General features: G+C 67.6%; 19 protein-coding genes. 4 read left to right on the top strand and 15 right to left on the bottom strand.

Translation table 11 applies throughout. The features are described 5' to 3' along the window. Nucleotides 1-20: 20 nt before the first annotated feature. The 12 genes from Q0925_RS05105 to Q0925_RS05050 all read right to left on the bottom strand — a co-directional run bounded on the left by Q0925_RS05105 (nucleotide 21) and on the right by Q0925_RS05050 (nucleotide 10,181). The gene (locus Q0925_RS05105; protein WP_299332466.1) at nucleotides 21-614 is read right to left on the bottom strand and encodes a DUF7261 family protein; all 594 of its coding nucleotides are present in this window, start codon (nucleotides 612-614) and stop codon (nucleotides 21-23) included. Then, a complete protein-coding gene (locus Q0925_RS05100; protein WP_299332464.1) occupies nucleotides 611-1,015 on the bottom strand; it encodes a DUF7262 family protein in 405 nt (134 codons plus the stop codon). The genes Q0925_RS05105 and Q0925_RS05100 overlap by 4 nt, the downstream gene beginning before the upstream one ends. Then, the gene (locus tag Q0925_RS05095) at nucleotides 1,008-1,679 is read right to left on the bottom strand and encodes a DUF7263 family protein (RefSeq protein ID WP_299332462.1); all 672 of its coding nucleotides are present in this window, start codon (nucleotides 1,677-1,679) and stop codon (nucleotides 1,008-1,010) included. The genes Q0925_RS05100 and Q0925_RS05095 overlap by 8 nt, the downstream gene beginning before the upstream one ends. Beyond that, entirely contained in the window at nucleotides 1,676-2,140 is a 465-nt protein-coding gene (locus Q0925_RS05090; protein WP_299332459.1) for a DUF7266 family protein, read from the bottom strand. The genes Q0925_RS05095 and Q0925_RS05090 overlap by 4 nt, the downstream gene beginning before the upstream one ends. Next, on the bottom strand, nucleotides 2,137-2,838 hold the full coding sequence (locus tag Q0925_RS05085) for a DUF7289 family protein (protein WP_299332457.1): 702 nt from the start codon (nucleotides 2,836-2,838) through the stop codon (nucleotides 2,137-2,139). The genes Q0925_RS05090 and Q0925_RS05085 overlap by 4 nt, the downstream gene beginning before the upstream one ends. Beyond that, nucleotides 2,835-4,769: a type II secretion system F family protein gene (locus tag Q0925_RS05080; RefSeq protein WP_299332455.1), complete on the bottom strand. Its 1,935-nt coding sequence runs from the start codon at nucleotides 4,767-4,769 to the stop codon at nucleotides 2,835-2,837. The genes Q0925_RS05085 and Q0925_RS05080 overlap by 4 nt, the downstream gene beginning before the upstream one ends. A 126-nt stretch (nucleotides 4,770-4,895) precedes the next feature. After that, nucleotides 4,896-6,080, bottom strand: coding sequence for a rod shape-determining protein (locus Q0925_RS05075; RefSeq protein ID WP_299332453.1), 1,185 nt, complete (start codon nucleotides 6,078-6,080; stop codon nucleotides 4,896-4,898). 43 nt (nucleotides 6,081-6,123) lie between these two features. After that, nucleotides 6,124-6,603 carry a FlaD/FlaE family flagellar protein gene (locus tag Q0925_RS05070; protein ID WP_299332451.1) on the bottom strand — a complete coding sequence of 160 codons (480 nt, stop codon included), beginning with the start codon at nucleotides 6,601-6,603 and terminating at the stop codon, nucleotides 6,124-6,126. Nucleotides 6,604-6,738: 135 nt separating this feature from the next. After that, entirely contained in the window at nucleotides 6,739-7,530 is a 792-nt protein-coding gene (locus Q0925_RS05065) for a DICT sensory domain-containing protein (RefSeq protein ID WP_299332449.1), read from the bottom strand. A 63-nt stretch (nucleotides 7,531-7,593) separates the two neighbouring features. Further along, on the bottom strand, nucleotides 7,594-9,009 hold the full coding sequence (locus Q0925_RS05060; protein WP_299332447.1) for an ATP-binding protein: 1,416 nt from the start codon (nucleotides 9,007-9,009) through the stop codon (nucleotides 7,594-7,596). Nucleotides 9,010-9,158: 149 nt separating this feature from the next. Further along, nucleotides 9,159-9,530 carry a hypothetical protein gene (locus Q0925_RS05055; protein WP_299332445.1) on the bottom strand — a complete coding sequence of 124 codons (372 nt, stop codon included), beginning with the start codon at nucleotides 9,528-9,530 and terminating at the stop codon, nucleotides 9,159-9,161. Nucleotides 9,531-9,926: 396 nt separating this feature from the next. After that, the gene (locus Q0925_RS05050; RefSeq protein ID WP_299332443.1) at nucleotides 9,927-10,181 is read right to left on the bottom strand and encodes a hypothetical protein; all 255 of its coding nucleotides are present in this window, start codon (nucleotides 10,179-10,181) and stop codon (nucleotides 9,927-9,929) included. 321 nt (nucleotides 10,182-10,502) lie between these two features. On the opposite strand from Q0925_RS05050, the gene Q0925_RS05045 reads away from it, so the two are divergent. Further along, a complete protein-coding gene (locus Q0925_RS05045) occupies nucleotides 10,503-11,441 on the top strand; it encodes a glycosyltransferase (protein WP_299332441.1) in 939 nt (312 codons plus the stop codon). Between the two features lie 110 nt (nucleotides 11,442-11,551). On the opposite strand, the gene Q0925_RS05040 is transcribed toward Q0925_RS05045, so the two are convergent. Further along, nucleotides 11,552-12,592 (bottom strand): NAD(P)-dependent alcohol dehydrogenase, encoded by a 1,041-nt coding sequence (locus Q0925_RS05040; protein WP_299332439.1) that lies wholly within the window; start codon nucleotides 12,590-12,592, stop codon nucleotides 11,552-11,554. A 98-nt stretch (nucleotides 12,593-12,690) separates the two neighbouring features. Here Q0925_RS05040 and Q0925_RS05035 point away from each other — a divergent pair, with 98 nt between their 5' ends. Beyond that, the gene (locus Q0925_RS05035; RefSeq protein ID WP_299332438.1) at nucleotides 12,691-13,752 is read left to right on the top strand and encodes an amidohydrolase family protein; all 1,062 of its coding nucleotides are present in this window, start codon (nucleotides 12,691-12,693) and stop codon (nucleotides 13,750-13,752) included. 5 nt (nucleotides 13,753-13,757) lie between these two features. Continuing rightward, on the top strand, nucleotides 13,758-14,534 hold the full coding sequence (locus Q0925_RS05030; protein ID WP_299332436.1) for a metal-sulfur cluster assembly factor: 777 nt from the start codon (nucleotides 13,758-13,760) through the stop codon (nucleotides 14,532-14,534). Here the strand turns inward: Q0925_RS05030 and Q0925_RS05025 are convergent. Continuing rightward, nucleotides 14,531-14,743, bottom strand: a complete 213-nt coding sequence (locus tag Q0925_RS05025; protein ID WP_299332435.1) for a hypothetical protein — start codon at nucleotides 14,741-14,743, stop codon at nucleotides 14,531-14,533. The genes Q0925_RS05030 and Q0925_RS05025 overlap by 4 nt on opposite strands. A 97-nt stretch (nucleotides 14,744-14,840) precedes the next feature. Here Q0925_RS05025 and Q0925_RS05020 point away from each other — a divergent pair, with 97 nt between their 5' ends. Further along, entirely contained in the window at nucleotides 14,841-15,101 is a 261-nt protein-coding gene (locus Q0925_RS05020; RefSeq protein WP_299332433.1) for a MoaD/ThiS family protein, read from the top strand. Here Q0925_RS05020 and Q0925_RS05015 read toward each other — a convergent pair. After that, the gene (locus Q0925_RS05015) at nucleotides 15,098-16,402 is read right to left on the bottom strand and encodes an acetamidase/formamidase family protein (protein WP_299332431.1); all 1,305 of its coding nucleotides are present in this window, start codon (nucleotides 16,400-16,402) and stop codon (nucleotides 15,098-15,100) included. The two genes, Q0925_RS05020 and Q0925_RS05015, sit on opposite strands and share 4 nt — an antisense overlap. Nucleotides 16,403-16,569: the final 167 nt, after the last annotated feature.

The raw sequence follows: 16,569 nt of genomic DNA, 5'->3' as shown, positions 1-16,569 counted from the left end.
GTCGGGTGAGGGGGCGAGACTCATAAGCCGGTCGGAGAACGACCCGCGTCGGCGGTCGTCGCCCGGGCGACCGACCGCGCTCGGCCAACCGTCCCCCGGACACCCCGGATCACGAACGTCGCCTCGGCGGTACCGTCTGGGGCGGTGACGCGTACGTCGACGGCGACGGCGACGAGAACGGTCGTGTTGGCCCGCGTCTGTGTGACGACTCCATCGGTGACGACACAGTCGCCGAAGTCGCGGGCCTCGCCGCCGGGACACGCCCGCTCGGCCCAGTCGGTCGCCGCGGTGGTGTTGCGGGTGACGGCGACGGCGTGGCCGCGGTCCGTACCCGACGACTCGATCCGTTCTCGTGTCGGGGCGAGACGGGCGACGACCAGATCGGCGAGAAAGGCGTGTCTACCGGCCTCGGCTCGGTCCGAGAGCGCCGTCGTCGCGTCACCGACAGAGCGTTCGAGGGATCGTTCGGCGTCGGCGAGGGTCGTCCGTGCATCGAGCGTGGTCGTCGTGTCGGCGGTGTAGCCGAGTTGGGCGTACGCCAGCAACATCGGCACCAGCGCGGTGACGACGACGGCGGCCGCGAGGAGAACGAGTTGCCCCCGCCGGGGTGTCATCCGTACCACACCCTGACCGTGACCGGGCCGTGTCGTGTCAGGGCCGTCGCCGATCCGACAGCCCGTTCGGGCGGCCGGGGGTATCCGAACGCGCCGTGTGGCGTGATGACTCGGAAGGCGACATCCGCCGGAAGCAGGCGCTCGATCCGGTCACGGGTCGGTTCGCGGGCCTCGTCGAACGACGCCGGCGTTCGTGCAAGCGCCACCAGCCGGGCGGCGTCGCCGTCGGCCGTCGGCTCCGAGCCGAGAACTGTCACGGTGTCGTGTGCGAGAACGTCCAGTCGCGGCTCGGGCGAGGGCGTCGGTGTCACGCCGGCGGTGAATCCCGCGGCTACGCCGACCACGAGAAAGACCCCGATGGCCGCCTCAACGACCGACAAGGAGAGCTGTCCCCTACGCATCGACGGTCACCGTCAGGGTCCGTGGCTCGGCGGTCACGGGCCGGTACGTCACGGTGATGCGTCCGGTGGCGTTCGCGCCGGCGTCGACCCGGAGGACGGTCCGCTCGTATCGGGAGAGCCGAACCGTCGCGGCCGGGGTGAGCCCGTTCTCGTCGTGGAGAACGACGCGCCCGTTCGCCCGGACGGTTCGGACCGTGGTGTTCGGCCCGGGGTCGAGGTCGACGGTCGCCCGGTCGACACCTCGAGGGACACGGATCGCCGATCCGTTTTCCACGTCGTCTGCGCGCCGGGTTTCGCCGGCTCGGGAGACGACCACGACGCTCCGCCGGACGGTCGTCCCGCCGCCGGGCGCGCCACGGACGACGACCGGATCGCCGTCGAGAGCGACCCGGACATCGGCGCCGGCGGCCGGGGGCGAGAGACCGTCGAGACGCGTCGCGTTCAGGTCGTCGACCGCCGCGGCGTCGAGGGCGTTCGCTCGGACGGTCGTCGGGGCGGCGGCGGCAACCAGTCGGTCGGCGGTCGCACGGGCGGCGTGGCGCTCGACCGGATCACGGTCGGCCTCGGCAAGCGCCGCGTCGGCGAACGCCACGCCGAGAACCGTCGCGCCGGTCAGAAGAACGAGCGCGACGGCGAGGGCGAGCAGGTTGGTTTGTCCCCTCACGAGAGGATCACCCGGATACGATCGGCCTCGCCCTGAACGCTGACGCGGGCGGGGTCGTCGCTCTCCCACGATCCCTCGACCGTGACGACCCGGTCGGGGAGCGACAAACGGATCCGGCCGCCGAGGCCCGGGTCGGGATGGTCGAGAACAAGCGCCCTGTCGACCGCGTGGATCCGGTATGTCGACCGCCCGATGGTCTCCGGGAGGGAAACCGCCCGGGTCACATCGACGGCGGTTGCCGGCGGCGGGACCGACGTCTCAACCCGGTCGGCGGCCGACGCGAGGGTTCGGTCGCCGACCTCCGTGGCGGTCGCGGTCCGGTAGTCGGGGAGAACGCCGCCGTGCAGGGCGGCGACAAGCGAGGCGACGTAGAGGAGAACGATCGCGGCTTCCAGTCCCTTACCGACGACGGGTGTCACCGCCCGATCACGGTCGGGATCGAAATCGGGATCGCGGGTCATCCGCCCACCTCCACGTTCAGGTGGTGAACGAACACGTACACGTCCTCGGTATTCGGGAACCGAGCGACGACGCTCGGGACGCCGTCGTCGTCGAACGAGTGGCGGGTCGTCGTCGCGCCAACGGCGTCGAACCGCCGCTCCCAGACGCCGGGCGTTCGCGTCTCGACCGCGAGACCGAAGCCGCCACCGGAGACGTGCCGGCGCTCGTGGGTCACGTTCGTCCGAAGAACGGCCGTCGCGTCGCCGTCGACGGCGACGGCGTCGGTCCCGAGAACCGGCAGACCGACGAACAGCGTCCGTTCACGGGTTGAAACGGCCGGCTGTGCATGGAGGCGGGTGCCGCTGCCGGTGTCGCGGACGACTGCCCCGGCAACGTAGCGAACCCGGCGGTCGCCGGCGGCGTACACGAGGCCACCGACCGATCGTTCGACAACCGGTTCCGTGCCGTCAAGAAGTCGCACCGTGCGCTCGACGGTTCGGAGTCGTCCCTCTGCCACGGGTACGCGCCGCTCGTGAGGTCCGCTTCGCTCGGTGTCGAGAGCGTCGTCCATCGCCGAGGCGACGCCCCGAGTTTCGGCGGCGGTCGCGCTCTCCTCAACGACGGAGCCGACAGCGACAGTCAGCGCAGTGATGCTCACGACGGTCACCGCAAGCAACACGGCGACGCCGATGATCGCCGACTGACCGCGGTCGGTCATATCATCCCCACCCCTGCGAAGACGACGTGACAGACGGCGACGAGCGCGCCGGAGTGTAACAACGCCTCGTACCGGCCTCTGCTGGCGGTCCCGGCGAACCACCCTGACGCCAGCATCGTCGCTTGGGTGACGGCGTAGAGTCGGTAGCGCTCGCGATCGATATCGATCGCCGATCCCTCGATCACGTGGCCGGCCGCGCCGCGGACGGTCGCGAGTTGTTCGAAGCCGTCGAAGACGTGGAGGCCGACGGCGACAGCGATGCCAATGACGAGCAGTGCGGTCGTCCACCCGACAGCGACGTACGCGAGCAGGTTGGCCCGAAGCTCCCGTTTCTCGTGGTAGAGGCGTCCGATCTCCGTCTGGAGCGTATCGAAGACCGTGCCGGCGTCGCTCCCGGCGTCGAGAGCGCCGGTCACCAGCCCGACCGTCTGCTCGGCGAGTGGTGTGCCGACACCCTCGACGAACCGGTCGAGCGCCGCGGCACGGGCGTTCTCGTCGGCGCCCGTTTCGGGGGTTGTGAACCCCAGATTCAGGGCAAGGTCGGCCACGTCGGGATCGAGTGGGCCAAAGTCCACGTCGTTGGCGACGAGTTCGACCGCCCGCGGGAACGGGCGGCCGAGGTTGACGTGACCGGAGACGGCGTGGACAAAATCCTTGATCTCGCGGTCCTTCGCGTCGTCGAGGCGGGCGCGCCGGACACCGACGACGCCGACGGGGAGCGCGTAGGCGGCGTAGCCCAGGAGCCACACGTCGACGGGACCAACCCCGGCGGCATGGAGCGCCGCGACGGCTACAGCTGCGGGGACGGCGGCGACGACGGCGGCGCTTGCCGGGTTTCGGGTGGCGGTCAGGAGCGTCGCGGCGGCACCGCGCGGGCGGTCGTAGTGGACGGTCTGTCCGGGCGGGCGGAGGCCGGCGACGACGATGCTCGCGCCGAGGCCGAGGCCGAGAACGAAGCAGGCGCTGGTGTAAACGATCATCGCCCGGGGTGTGGTCGTCCCGAGCGGCGTCACGACCGGCGTCGAGAGGCTAGGCGAGATGATCGCGAGAACGGTCAGTACGATCACCAGCAGCGTCGGCAACACCAGCAGAACCATGAACACCTCCGAGAGGAGTTCGAGCAGTCCGGTCGCGCGTTGTCGGGCGCGGTCCTGCCGGTGGGCGAGCATTCGACTCTCCATCCGGAGGTAGTTTGCGAGCTCCGACTCGCCCTGCTGGGCGTGTTCGCTGAACTTCAGGAGAAACGGCGCGAGTAGATCCCGGGAAGGGGTATCGCGGGCGACGCGCCGCAGCCCCTCGTGGAGACTTCCCGTCAGCGAGGCGGTGTTCAACACCGCCCGGATCGACACCGCGGTCTCCCCGTAGGGGTCGGTGTCGGCGACCTTCCGGAGCATCGCGCGGTGACCGTCACCGCCCGAGGAGAGAACGTGAAGATACCGGGCCGCGCCGGGGAGAGTCCGCTCGATGTCGGCTCGTCGTGCGTTCGCCATCCACCGCAGGTACTGACCGCCAAGACGGACGACCGCGGTTTTGACCGTCCCACCCCCAACCAGCGCCGCCACCACCATGACGAGGGTCGGGGACGGGGTTGGGAGACCGAACCGGGCGAACGGGAGGGCGACAGCCATCCCCGCGGCCGGCCCGGAAAGCGCGTCCGCGAGCAACACCGCAACGCCGACCGCGGGGGCAGTCGTGGCCAGCGCGACGGCCCACGAGAGGCCGTAGACGCGGGCGAGATACACGTCGAAGCTGAGACGGAGGTCGGTACCGTGGTACCGTTTTCGATCGCGAACGTGGCGTCGGTCGTCGGCGTGGCGGGCGAAGAGGGCGTACAGAACCCGGTCGAGCGTGGTGGCGTACCCGGTGGGCCGCACCGACTCCGGAGACGAGACCCGGTCGGTCGTCGACGTCGTCCCCACGTCGTCCGACATACTGCGACCTGCCGCCCGATCGTACTTAAACGTTCGACGCGATTCTCAGAATTGAAGTCATGAATCCATGTGGGTCACGCGTTCTGCCGTCGCGACGGCGCACCCGGTCCGTGCGGCCGCAGAGAGCTACGCCCCGTCGGCGGCTAGCCGCGTCGCGATGCGCTGGGCGCCGCGTGCGGCGGCGGTCGCCGGGTCGTCCGCGGCGATGCAGGTCACGTCCTGGTTCAGTTCGTCGGAGAGGCGCTGCTCGATTTCGTCGACAAGCCCCGGGATGGCGGTCATCCCGCCCGTGAGCACGATGGGCGATTCGAGGGCCCGTCGGTACACCTTCAGGTTGTTGTTGGCGAGTTCGGGGAGAAACGCGTTCGCGAGTTCGTCGACGGCGTCGTCAACGTACTCGTCGACGGCGTCCATCACCGACGTCTCGATGGTGAACTCGTGGGTGCCGCCGCCGGGTTGCTGGACGATATCGCTGAAGGGGTCGTAGTCGACGAAGTCGGCGTGGGCTTCCTTGTACTCGCGGGCGGTCGTCCGGTCGATGTTGACCCGCCCCTGTGTCTCCTCCTCGACGTAGTTGGCGATGGTGCGGTCGACCTCGTTGCCGGTGACGCTCCCGGTGGCGTACCGTTGGAGCTGTGAGCCACGGCGGTACGCGCTGGCTTCGAGATTCGTCGACCCGAGGTTGACGCCGAGAAAGGTCTTTTCGACGGCGTCGAGTCCATCGCCGAGGGCCGGAATCGACGCACAGAGCGACTCGGGGTAGCTACGCAGGCCCGCCTCCCCGATGGGTGCGCCCTCGACAACGGCGGTGAGGTTCTCACGGCCCTGCGCCTCGTCGAGGGTCGGAACGGCGTAGACGACGACGCTCTCCTCGGGGACGGCGTTCGACTCGACGAACGTGGAAAAAAACGTCTCCGCGAGGCCGGCGCTCTCGTCGTCCTCGGGCAACCCCGATCGCAACATAAATCGCACGCTGTCGGGGTACTCGGTCGCGGCCTCCTGTCCGTACAGTACCTGCTCCTCGCCGGTCAGGACGTCCTCGTAGGTCGTCAGACAGGTCAGCGTTTGGACCGTCTCGACGCCGTCGGTCCCGGGCATCGCGACCACCGTCCGGGTGCTCCCGAGTTTCACGCCGACCGCTGCCGGGTCGGTGTCGGTGTCGGCGTCGGTCCCGGCCCCCTCGCTTGCGGCCGTGTCGGTGTCGTCCGTTGTCGCTTCGTCGCCCGTGTCGGTGTCCGGGTCGGCGTCGTCGGGTTGGTCGGCCGTGCCTGTCGTGTCGTCGTCCGTCTGTTCCGTCGCTCCCTCACTCATACGACCGGCGGTTCGCCCACCAGTCGTATAAATGAGACGGCCGTTACCGGTTGTCGACGCCGAGCAGCCGGATGATGTGTGCGAAGCTCAACAGGTGGTCAGCACGGTCGAGCGATCCGTCGCCCGGCTCCAGCGCGGCGACCGCGTCGTCGACCCGGTTGTCGAGTGTCGTCTCGGCGTGCTCGCCGAGCCAGCCGAGCGCGCGGTAACGGGCGATGGCGTTCCGTGTCGGACGGTCGCCCGCGGTCATGACGAGGTAGGCGATCCAATCGCGACCGACCCGTCGGGCCGCGTCCGAGTCGGGAAACGTCGGGAGGTAGGGGCGCTCGCCGAGGCGGTCAGGATCGACACCGCCGACCGCAACCAGCGCCTCGCACTGCTCGTGTGTGGGCTCGTCCGGCGCTGGCGGCCGGTACTCTGAGCCCGTCGCCCGCGGGAGGCTGACACCCGTCTCGGCGTCGATGCCCTCCAGATCGGCGACCGAGCGGAGCTCCCGGACGTCGTACTCCGACGGATCAAGCACGGCTCCATTCTGGGCGCGAGCGGTAATGGCTCTTTGGGCCGGCCCTGTCGGCCCCGTCGGCCCCGTCGGCCCCGGCGCGTGGCGGCCCCCCACCCGAGCCGGAACGTTCGCCCGACAGATGGGAGGGCGATCGGGTCACAACTCCCGGGCGATGTACGTGTTCAGGTCGGCCACGAGCGATGGGTCGAACGTCCAGAAGCCTTCCCACACCTGCGGTTCGGTTTCGATCGCCAGCAGTGCGACCGGGCCGTGGTCCGTCCGCGGCGGGTCGGGGGCGTCCGTGCCCGGCGACGGCGGCGACGGCGTGAACAGAACGAACCACGAATCCCGGAAGTCACTACCGTGGCCGGCGTGGGTCGTCACCTCGAGACGTTTGGAGGGGTCCCAGTCGGGGAGGCCGTAGACGTGGACATCCACGTCCGTGTCGCCGAGACGCTCGTACACCCGTCGGGTGCCGCGTTCGTCCTCGATCCGGGAGAGAGACTGGAACGACGCCCGATGGCGGCCCTGACCGGCACGCCACGCGACCCGTTCGATATACCGCGAGATAACGATGAGAAGGAGTTTTTCGGTGTGGGACTTCGGATAGCCACGAAGCGTGAACCGGATATCGTCGAGTTGTTCGAGCACCGTGGGCAGATCCAGGTCTTCGAGTCGCTTGGCGCCGGTGCTGTACAGATCGGAGTTGACCGTGACGATGGTGTCACGGAGCGCCGACAGAGGTGATGTCGCCAGTATCTCGCTGTCGTCGACCAGAAGAACGGTGTCGGCATCGACGTCGGGGACGGTCCGTTCGCCGACCTGCACCGGCTGGTCGTCGAAGGTCGCTTCGATGGCGTTCTGGATCGGATCGGGACTCGACCGGTTCGCAACAAGCAGAGACCGCCGCGACTCGTCGATCCGGTCGAAAAACCGCTTCAGCGACATACGTCCCTCCGGTGGGACGACGCCCGCCTCGCGACCGAAGGTGGGGGGAAGATCGGTCGCATGTCAGGCTCGTCGGAGTTCGATGGTGATGACTGTTCCGCGTGGATCGTTGTCCGCGAGTCGGACGTCCCCACCGAACCGTTCGACCAACCGGTCGACCAGATACAGTCCGAGGCCGCTTCCAGAACTTTGTAGCCCCTGCTCGCCCCGATCGAACACCTCGTCTTTCCGGCTGTCGGGGATGCCGGGGCCGTTGTCGGCGACGTGGACACGAACCGTGTCGGGGCTGGCGTCGACCGAGACGGTGATCCGGATTTCGTCGGCGTCGTTGTGAAAGACGGCGTTATCGAAGAGGTTGGTGAACACCGACGACAGGAGCGGTGTCGTCAACACCTCGACATCCGGGAGCGTCCCATCGACCCGCAACGACAGCGAGTCGGCCTGGTAATCGAAGTTCGACCGGATGCGCTGGAACTCCTTGTCGAGGATATCGGTGAGCGCGATCGGTTCGAGCGCCGGGTCGTCGGTGCTGACGATGGTGGCGAGGTCGCGAACCGCTTCCGTGAGCTCTAGCGTGTGCGTCGCCGCCCCCATGATGCGGTCGAGTGCCTCCGCTCCCTCCTCGGACACGTCGTCGCTGAGCTGTGCTCCCCACCCACGAATGACCGTCGCGTCGTTTCGAATGTCGTGGCGGACGATCTGGTTCAGGAGCGCGTACTGGTCACGCTCGGTGCTGAGCGCCTGTTCGGCCTCCTTGCGTGCGGTGATGTCCTGTTGGAACCCGACCCAGTTCGTCACGGTGCCGGTGTCGTCCCGGAGGGGTGCGAGCGTGACCGCGTTCCAGAACCGCTCGCCGTTCTTGCGCTCGTTGACGAGTTCGACCGTCGTCGACTCGTTGTCCTCGATAGCCTCGCGGAACCGGGTAACCGGCCCGAGGGCGGTCGACCGCGCCTGGAGAAACCGACAGTTCCGTCCGAGAACCGACATCACATCGTACCCGGTTATGCGCTCGAACGCGGCGTTAGCGTAGATAAGCGGGTTGTCGGGAACGGTGTAGTCCGAGATGGTGATCCCGACGGGGGCCTCGTCCATCGTGCGTTCTTTGAGTTGGGTTTGAGACCACCCCGGCGACCGTCGGTCGGCGACGCTGAGACTCGCGTACCAGTCGTCGTCGTCGTAGGCAAATGTCTCGATCCGCAGGCGGTGCGTGCGGTTGTCGTCGCTCGCCTGGTACGGAAGCGTCAGCGTGATCGCGAGGGAGTCGCTCTCGCTGGGATCCGTCGGCGGTGGCCCGTCGTAAGATCTGACGAGCGTCCCGAGGTAGTTGGTCACCGTCCGTTCGACCGACGGGTCGATGCCGGTGGTGTCGAGAAACTCCGTCCACGCGGCGTTCGACGCGATCAGCGTTCGATCCTCGTCGATGATGGCTGCACCGGTCGGCAGTGATTCGAGTGTCCGGGCGGTAAGTTCGTCTGGCATATCTTTCTGGTGTGATTTCGAACCGCCACCATGTGCGGACCGTGCCTGACCGGCTGGCAGCGCGCGTGCTCGCTCACATGACATAGTGTGGCATACATAAACATGTCGCACGAACTATCAGCGTTGAAAGCCGATGGCGGGCGGTGGGGCTACCGACGGTCGGATGCGACCAGACGTGCCACCGGGTTTCCCCAGCCGAGACGGATACACCCGAGCAGACAAAGATAGGCCACCAGTCCCCAAGCGGCCGCGCCGACGAGCCACGGGACATGGGAGATGAGCGCGGCGGCGGCAACGACGAACACCCCGGCTGTGGCGAGGGGAACGCCCCGGCGCTCCCACCCGGCGGCGAGCGTCGACGAGGCGAGAAAGCACCACTCGAGTGCGACGGCTGCACCGATGCCGGCCGCAACGGCGACCGGCCGGACGAACGGCGCGACTCCGACACCGCGCACGCCGGTGGTGACGAGAACGGCGAAAGCGGCGAGTGCGAGAGCCCCGTCGCGGCGGGCGTCTGCCATGCCGGTGACTGAGGCCGGCCGGGCAAAGACCCCACGGACGGCCGCTTGCTGGCGCGTCGACTCAGCGCCCCGGTCCGCGCCGGTGCCGGCCGGCGAGGCGGAGCGAGTAGGCGATCGGCGGCGGACCAACGGGTTACAGACCCCGGTGAGCAGGCGAAATATGCTCTGTGTGTCGAGGGTGACCACGGGGAAGACGGGCAGTAACTATCCGATGGCCCCGGACGGGTACTCGTTCGTCGTGATTGGCCGTCGCAGGTTCCCGCACGCTCCCGGAGGGAGCCTATCGCGGTGATCGACCAGACGCCGCCACGGTCACATAAATGTCCGACCATCGGTCGGTCGGGGCGTGACGCAACCGTGCCCTGTCAGCCGAGGGGGCGCCCGGGTAACCGCCCGTCAGTCGCCGAAGACGACGTACCGCCGGATCAGAACGGCGACCGTGATGCCGTAGACGGCGGCGGGACCGAAGCCGACGGCGGCGGCGAGGGTCGTCGGATCGATGCCGGGGAACAATGAGTACGTCGCCGGCAGGAGAACGCGGATAGAGGCGACAAAGATACCGATGCCGACGGTGACGACTGCCAGAACGCCGACGGCGGCGAGCGCCATCGCCGGACCATCGCGTTTGATCTTTGCGAGTAAGTCCGTCATGGCAGTTCCGTCGTGTCGTGAGCGGTCGGAGCGGCGACGCGGGCCGTCGCGTGTCGGCACCGGACGGTTCGTGCTCTCGGAATCGACATGGTCGGCCATAGGCACCGATGCCGTTAGCTCTACCGACGTCCCGCCGTCTCCGGCCGGGTGGTACACGACCCGCTACGCTACGACGCGCGTCCGGACAACGGAAGCGGTCGGATCGCGATGGGGTGTGTCCGGGCCAAACGGGGGTTCGAACCCCGTATGAGACGTGGCGGCCGCTCTCACACGACCCGAACAATATTGAAGTCGTGTCGGCCACATCACCGACTACGATCGATGTCAGATCGCGACCCGGTGAGTGTGCTGTTGCCGACGGTCGAGTGGAACACGGCCTGTGAGCAGGTGGCCGCGCAGTTGACCCCGGAGGACGAACTGCTCGTCATCTGTGACGCCGAGGAGGATCCGGTCGCGAGCCACGAACCACCGGAGAACGCCAAAATACTGACCGCCGGGGAGCCCGACGGCTGTTCGGGGAAGGCCAACGCGCTCGCACACGGCATGGCCACCGCCCGCCACGACCGGTTCGTCTGGACCGACGACGACTTCGAGCGGGATATGAACTGGCTCGATCGGCTCGTCGCCGCCGGCGAGACACACGGCCCGGCGACGGCCGTTCCGTTCTTTACCGGAGGTGGCTGGTGGCGGCTGTTCGAGCCGTGGTACGGGGCCCTGTTCACGCTCCTGGTTTACCTGCAGTTGGGCGGGGTCGAAGACACCGCGTGGGGCGGTGGCGTCGTGTTCACGCGATCCGAGTTGACCGTGCCGGTGTCGGAGTTCGTGGAGGAGTTACGGGAGGTTCTGAGCGATGATTACCTCCTGACACAGCGTCTGCCACACGTCCACGCCGTCGGGTCGATGGTGACTCACGTCGAGGTTCCCGGTGACGCCCGGAGCGTCCGTCACCGACTGGTCCGGTTTACTCGCATCGGTGGCGTCAACGGGAGGTGGCTACCGGGAATCGTACTCAGCGTGGCGTTCCTTGCCGGCGGCGTGTTGTTTCCACTCGGGGCAGCGGTCGCGGTGACGGTCGGGTTCGCGGCCGTGTACGCCCGGTTCGGCCTCGGACGGGTGAACTTCCTGTACGCGTACCCCGGATTGCTTGTGCTTCCGGTCGTCATCATCGTGGCCGTAGGTATCGACGAGTTCGAGTGGACCGGGCGTCGCTACCGGTTCTCGAACTCGGGGGAGGTCGAGATACTCGACTCGGTGGAGTGACTCGGAGTGGGGACGGTATGTCGCCTCGCGCGGTGGTGTCGGGTCGAGGCCGCGTCGTGCGTGCCGTGTACGGCGGGGTCACCGCCCCCGTCACCGACGGGAGCGATCGGTCAGGGGATAACCACCGCACGACCCTCGATCTCGCCGTGTTCGAGACGTTCGGCGACGGTGTTGATGTCGCCGAGGTCGTGCCGCGAGGTCCGCAGAGCCACGTCGCCGCGTTCGACCAGTGCGACCAGTTCCTGTAGCTCGGCGTATCGGCCAACGAGCGTCCCACGGTAGTCGAACTCGCCGTCGACGAGCGCCTGTGCGGGTTCGTGAATGTGGCCGCCGTAACCGACGATATGGTGGTCGCCGCCCGCGGCCGTGATGTCCGGGGCGTAGCCGGTCGTCACGTCGGCGCCGACGAAGTCAAGCACCTGTCGTGCGCCGACGCCGTCGGTGATCGCGTCGAGTTCCGCGGCCACGTCGGCGCTCGACGGGTCGACGACGTGGTGGGCTCCGAGGTCGGCGGCCAGATCGCGGGCCTCGGCTTTCAGGTCGAGTGCGGTGATCTCCGCGGCGCTCGTCGCGTCGAGACACTGGAGGCCGATGTGTCCGAGACCGCCGACGCCGATGACGACGGCGTGGTCGCCAGGGTTCAGTTCGTCGACCGCCTTTTTGACCGCATGGTACGCCGTGATCCCGGCGTCTGCGTGGGGCGCGATCTCCGCCGGATCGACCCCCTCGGGCAACGGGATCACGGCGCGTTCGTTTGTGGCGAGATACTCCGCGAACCCGCCGTCGGTCGTCAGCCCGGGGAACCGGGCGTTCTCGCAGTACATGTCCTCGCCGAGGCGGCAGGGGCGGCAGGTGCCACAGGTCACGTGCGGGTGACAGATCACCTGATCGCCGGGGTCGACGATATCGACGTTTTCGCCGACATCGACGACGGTGCCCGCGTTCTCGTGGCCGAGCGTCATCGGGAGCGGTTGCGGGGCGTACTCCGCCCACATCCCCTCGACGATGTGGTTGTCCGTCTGGCACCACCCGGCCCCCTCCACCTCGACGACGACGGCGTCCGGCGTGTCGGCCGTCGGCCGATCCACCTCGTCGATGGAGAGTGCCTCGCTCATCTCCTCCGTGTACTCGTGGAGTCGTGCCGCGAGCATACGTGACGGCTTCACCCCGGCAGTAAAAAATGTTGCTCCACCGATAATCGCAAATAATCGTAATGGAGTTATATAGAAGAATGTTCACATGTTCCCGCATGTACGAGTACGAAGGCGAGGAAGTGTTCGTCATCGACTCGCACCTCCACCTGTGGGACGCGAGCGAACCGAACATCACACACGAGGGCGGCGAACAGTTCATCCAGTGTTTCTACGATTACCACACGGCGTTCACCCCCGAGGAAAAACAGTGGGACCTAGAGGAGTACCGGCAGTACGACGCGGATCGGATGGCCGGTGACCTGTTCGGCAACGCGGCGGTGGATATGGGTATCTTCCAGCCCACGTATCTGCAGGACTTCTACGCGGAGGGGTTCAACACCATCGGTGACAACGCCGAACTGGCCGAGCGGTATCCGGAGCGGTTCGTTCTCAACGGGCGGTTCGACCCGCGTGACGGCGAGGCCGGCCTGCGGGAACTGGAACGGCAGAAAGAACAGTACGACATCGAGGGCGTGAAACTGTACACCGCCGAGTGGAACGGCGACTCGAAGGGCTGGCGTCTCGACAGCGAGGAGTCGTTCCGCTTTTTGGAGAAGTGTGCCGAACTCGGCATCGACAAGATCCACCCACATAAGGGACCGACGATCCGCCCGCTGAACCGCGATGCCTTCGACGTGGCCGACGTCGACGACGCCGCCACCTCCTTCCCCGAACTGAACTTCGTCGTCGAACACGTCGGCCTCCCACGGCTCGACGACTTCTGTTGGATCGCCGCACAGGAGCCCAACGTCTACGGCGGCCTCGCCGTCGCCGCACCCATGGCGGTTCACCGCCCCCGGAAGTTCGGCGAGATCATGGGCGAACTCCTCTTCTGGTTGGGCGAGGACCGCCTCCTCTTTGGTTCCGACTACGCGCTCTGGAACCCCGACTGGCTTGTCGACGTGGTGATGAACGCCGAACTGACCCAGGAGCAACGCGACGAGTACGGCGTCGAACTCGACATAGAGATCAAAAAGAAGATCATGGGCGAGAACGCCGCCGACCTGTACGACATCGACATCGAGGAGAAGAAACGCCAGTTCCGCGAGGACGCCGTGACAAAGGAGTTCGGCCTCGGCGACCACTACGGGCGGAGTGCAACGCCCGCGGACGACTGAAACCGATGTCGGCCGACACACGCGACGGCGAGGACGGGGTCAGCGAAGCGCGGATCCGTGAACGACTCGACCGCGTCACCGACCCCGAACTCGACACGTCCATCGTCGAACTGGAGTATATCGACGAGATCGGAATCGACGGCAACGAGGTACACGTCGCCATGACGCTCCCCACGGCGTGGTGTTCGCCGGCGTTCGCGTGGATGATGGCCACCGACGCCCGCGACGAAATCGAACGCCTGCACGGGGTGAGTGAGGCGACGATCGAACTCCGTGAGCATATGCACGAACGGGAGATCAACCGCGGCGTCAACAAGGGGCTGTCATTCGGTGAGGCGTTCCCCGACGCCGAGGGCGGCGTCGAACCGGTCCGTACCGAACTCGACGAGAAGGCACGCCTCGCCCGCCAACACGACGCCACCAGCGCGCTCCTCGATGCTGGCCTCGACGGCGACCAGATCGTTGCCCTGACGCGGGACGATATAATGATCGAGAACGACAACGCCCACGTGTGGCTCCGTGAGGGCGCGGTCGGGGTGTGCGTCGACGCCGACCCGCTGGAGCGGTACGTGGAGAAGGCGGCCGCGACCGGCCTCGTCGACGACGACCACCCGGAACTGTTCCGGACGCCGGCGGGCGAACCAATCGGTCCCGAGGCGTTCGAGACGGTCCACCACCGGACCCGAGCGGCCGGGGTCAACATGAGCGGTCAAGGCTCGGTCTGTGACGCGCTCCACGAGTCCCGTCGTGCCGAGGACCGACCGCCGTTGTCGTCGTTCTAAATCAGACCGCCGGGGCCGGGCGGCGGCCCCACGGAGCCCGACCGGTCGGCGTCGTCGCCGTCGTCGCTTGGCTCGCCGTGTCCTGACTTCGCCAGTCCGTAGCGACCCTGTTCTGCAAAGTCGGCGGGGTCCCAACCGCACTCGGGGCAGACGCCGTCGTCTGTGTCGAAGTCGACGCCACAGCCGAGACACTCCTGTTCCGTACTCATCGGTGCCGACAACGCCGCCGATAGCATAAAATCCGTCGGTGGGGGCGGGATCGGACCGCGGCCACACAGTTAGGAGGACGAGGCACCATCACGGGATATGGAACTGCTCGTCTACGGACCGCTTCGCTCGGCGACCGGCGGGAAACGAGCAAGCGTCGATCCGACCGATCGGACCGTCAAGGCCGTCGTGAAAGCGTTCGTCGACGCGTACCCACGCGCGGCGTCGCAACTGGTGGACGAAACGGGTGCCCTCCGACCGAGCGTCCGCGTTACGGTCAACGGCGAACGGGCCGCGCCTGACGACGACTGCCCGCCGGACGCCGAGGTGGCGTTGTTTCCGGCGATGCGCGGCGGTTAGCGGTCGTACTGTGCCCGCACCGCGTCGGCCAAGCCAGCGTCTTCCAGCCGATCCATCGGCGCAAGCATGGACAGTTGGACGACGCCGGGGAGGCGCGCGATCTCGACACCGCCGGTGAACGTACACCGGGCGCGGACCTCGCCTTCGCTCATATCGAGCAGGTGGCCCGCACGGTCGAACGCGTTGTCGGTGGCGTCGTTGATCGTCGCCCCCGACCCGATCACCTGGATCGGGGCGGCGTCACGAACCTCGTTGACGCCGTGCCGGTCGGCCAACTCGGCACCCGTCGCGCGCTCCTCGTCCGTGTACGGCTTCGCGATATCCGGCAGATCATCGGCGTTGGGGAGAAGCAACGGCCCGGCGATGTCGAGGTCCTTGATGACCTCCACCTCCAGTTCTGTCCGCCCGCTCACGTCGGTCGTGTGCAGGGAGAGTTCGCCGTCGCCTTGGTTCGCGTGCAGGTCGCCGACGTAGAGGCCGGCGCCGTCGACCTCCACCGGACAGATCAGCGTCGCGCCGGGCCGCACGTCGTTGGAGTCCAGATGGCCGTCGGTGCGGTCGGCGAGGGCGTCCTCGTCGGGCAGCCCCCAGTCGTGGTCGGCGCCGATCAGGAACTGGCCGAAGTCGCCGGCGTTGTGCGAGTCGGGGAACTCCCGGGCCGGCGTGGTGCCGATGTTGCCGATGAAGGGACGGAGGTGACCGAGCGTCCCCGGTATCTCGTCGGGCTTATACAGGAGGATGGGGTGCTGGCGGGAGTTCTCGGGGAGCGCCGTCGCCTCGCGGGCGCGTTCCGCGAGGTCGGTCGCCCCCTCCTCGCCGACGGTCAGGCCGACCGACCGGTCGTCGTCGAAGGCGACGGTGTAACCGAACTCGAAGCCGAAAGAGGAGGCGTTGGCACCACACTCCGCGCATTTGATCGCGTTCTCGCCGATGCCCTCGACGACGCTTTCGGGCCACTCCGTCCCGCACCCCGGACACCGGTGGTCGACAAAGGGGTCGTCGCCGAACGCCGCCTCGCGTTCGGCCATGCTTCCGGTACTCGTCGCGACGCTCGTTACCTCCACATCCCTGATCCGGACGACGAGCGCGTCGCCGGGTTCGGCGTTCTCGACCCGGATGGGTCGGGTGACCTCGTGGCCCCCGCGAAACTCGGGGGTGATCATCGGCCCCCAACACGCCGGCGGCGTGTGTGTTCGGATCGTCCCGCCGTCGGCGACCGTCCCGGCCCACTCCTGTTCGGGACCGACGAGGCCGAGCGTGAACTGGTCGACATCGAGTTCCTGTTGGATCTGCTCGGACATGCGGTCGTGGGTGCGAGCCACGTAATAATAATAACACGGGAACGACCACCACCGTGACCGTCCGCGGGTTCACGGTGACGAACCCGGACGGCCTGCTCGGGATCAAGATCGAGAAAAGCTTCGACAACGCGACCATCGAGGACAACGCGGTCGAGGACGTCGGGTTG

Source organism: Haloplanus sp. (assembly GCF_028275055.1).
Lineage (GTDB): Archaea > Halobacteriota > Halobacteria > Halobacteriales > Haloferacaceae > Haloplanus.
This window is presented reverse-complemented; position numbering and strand designations above follow the sequence as displayed.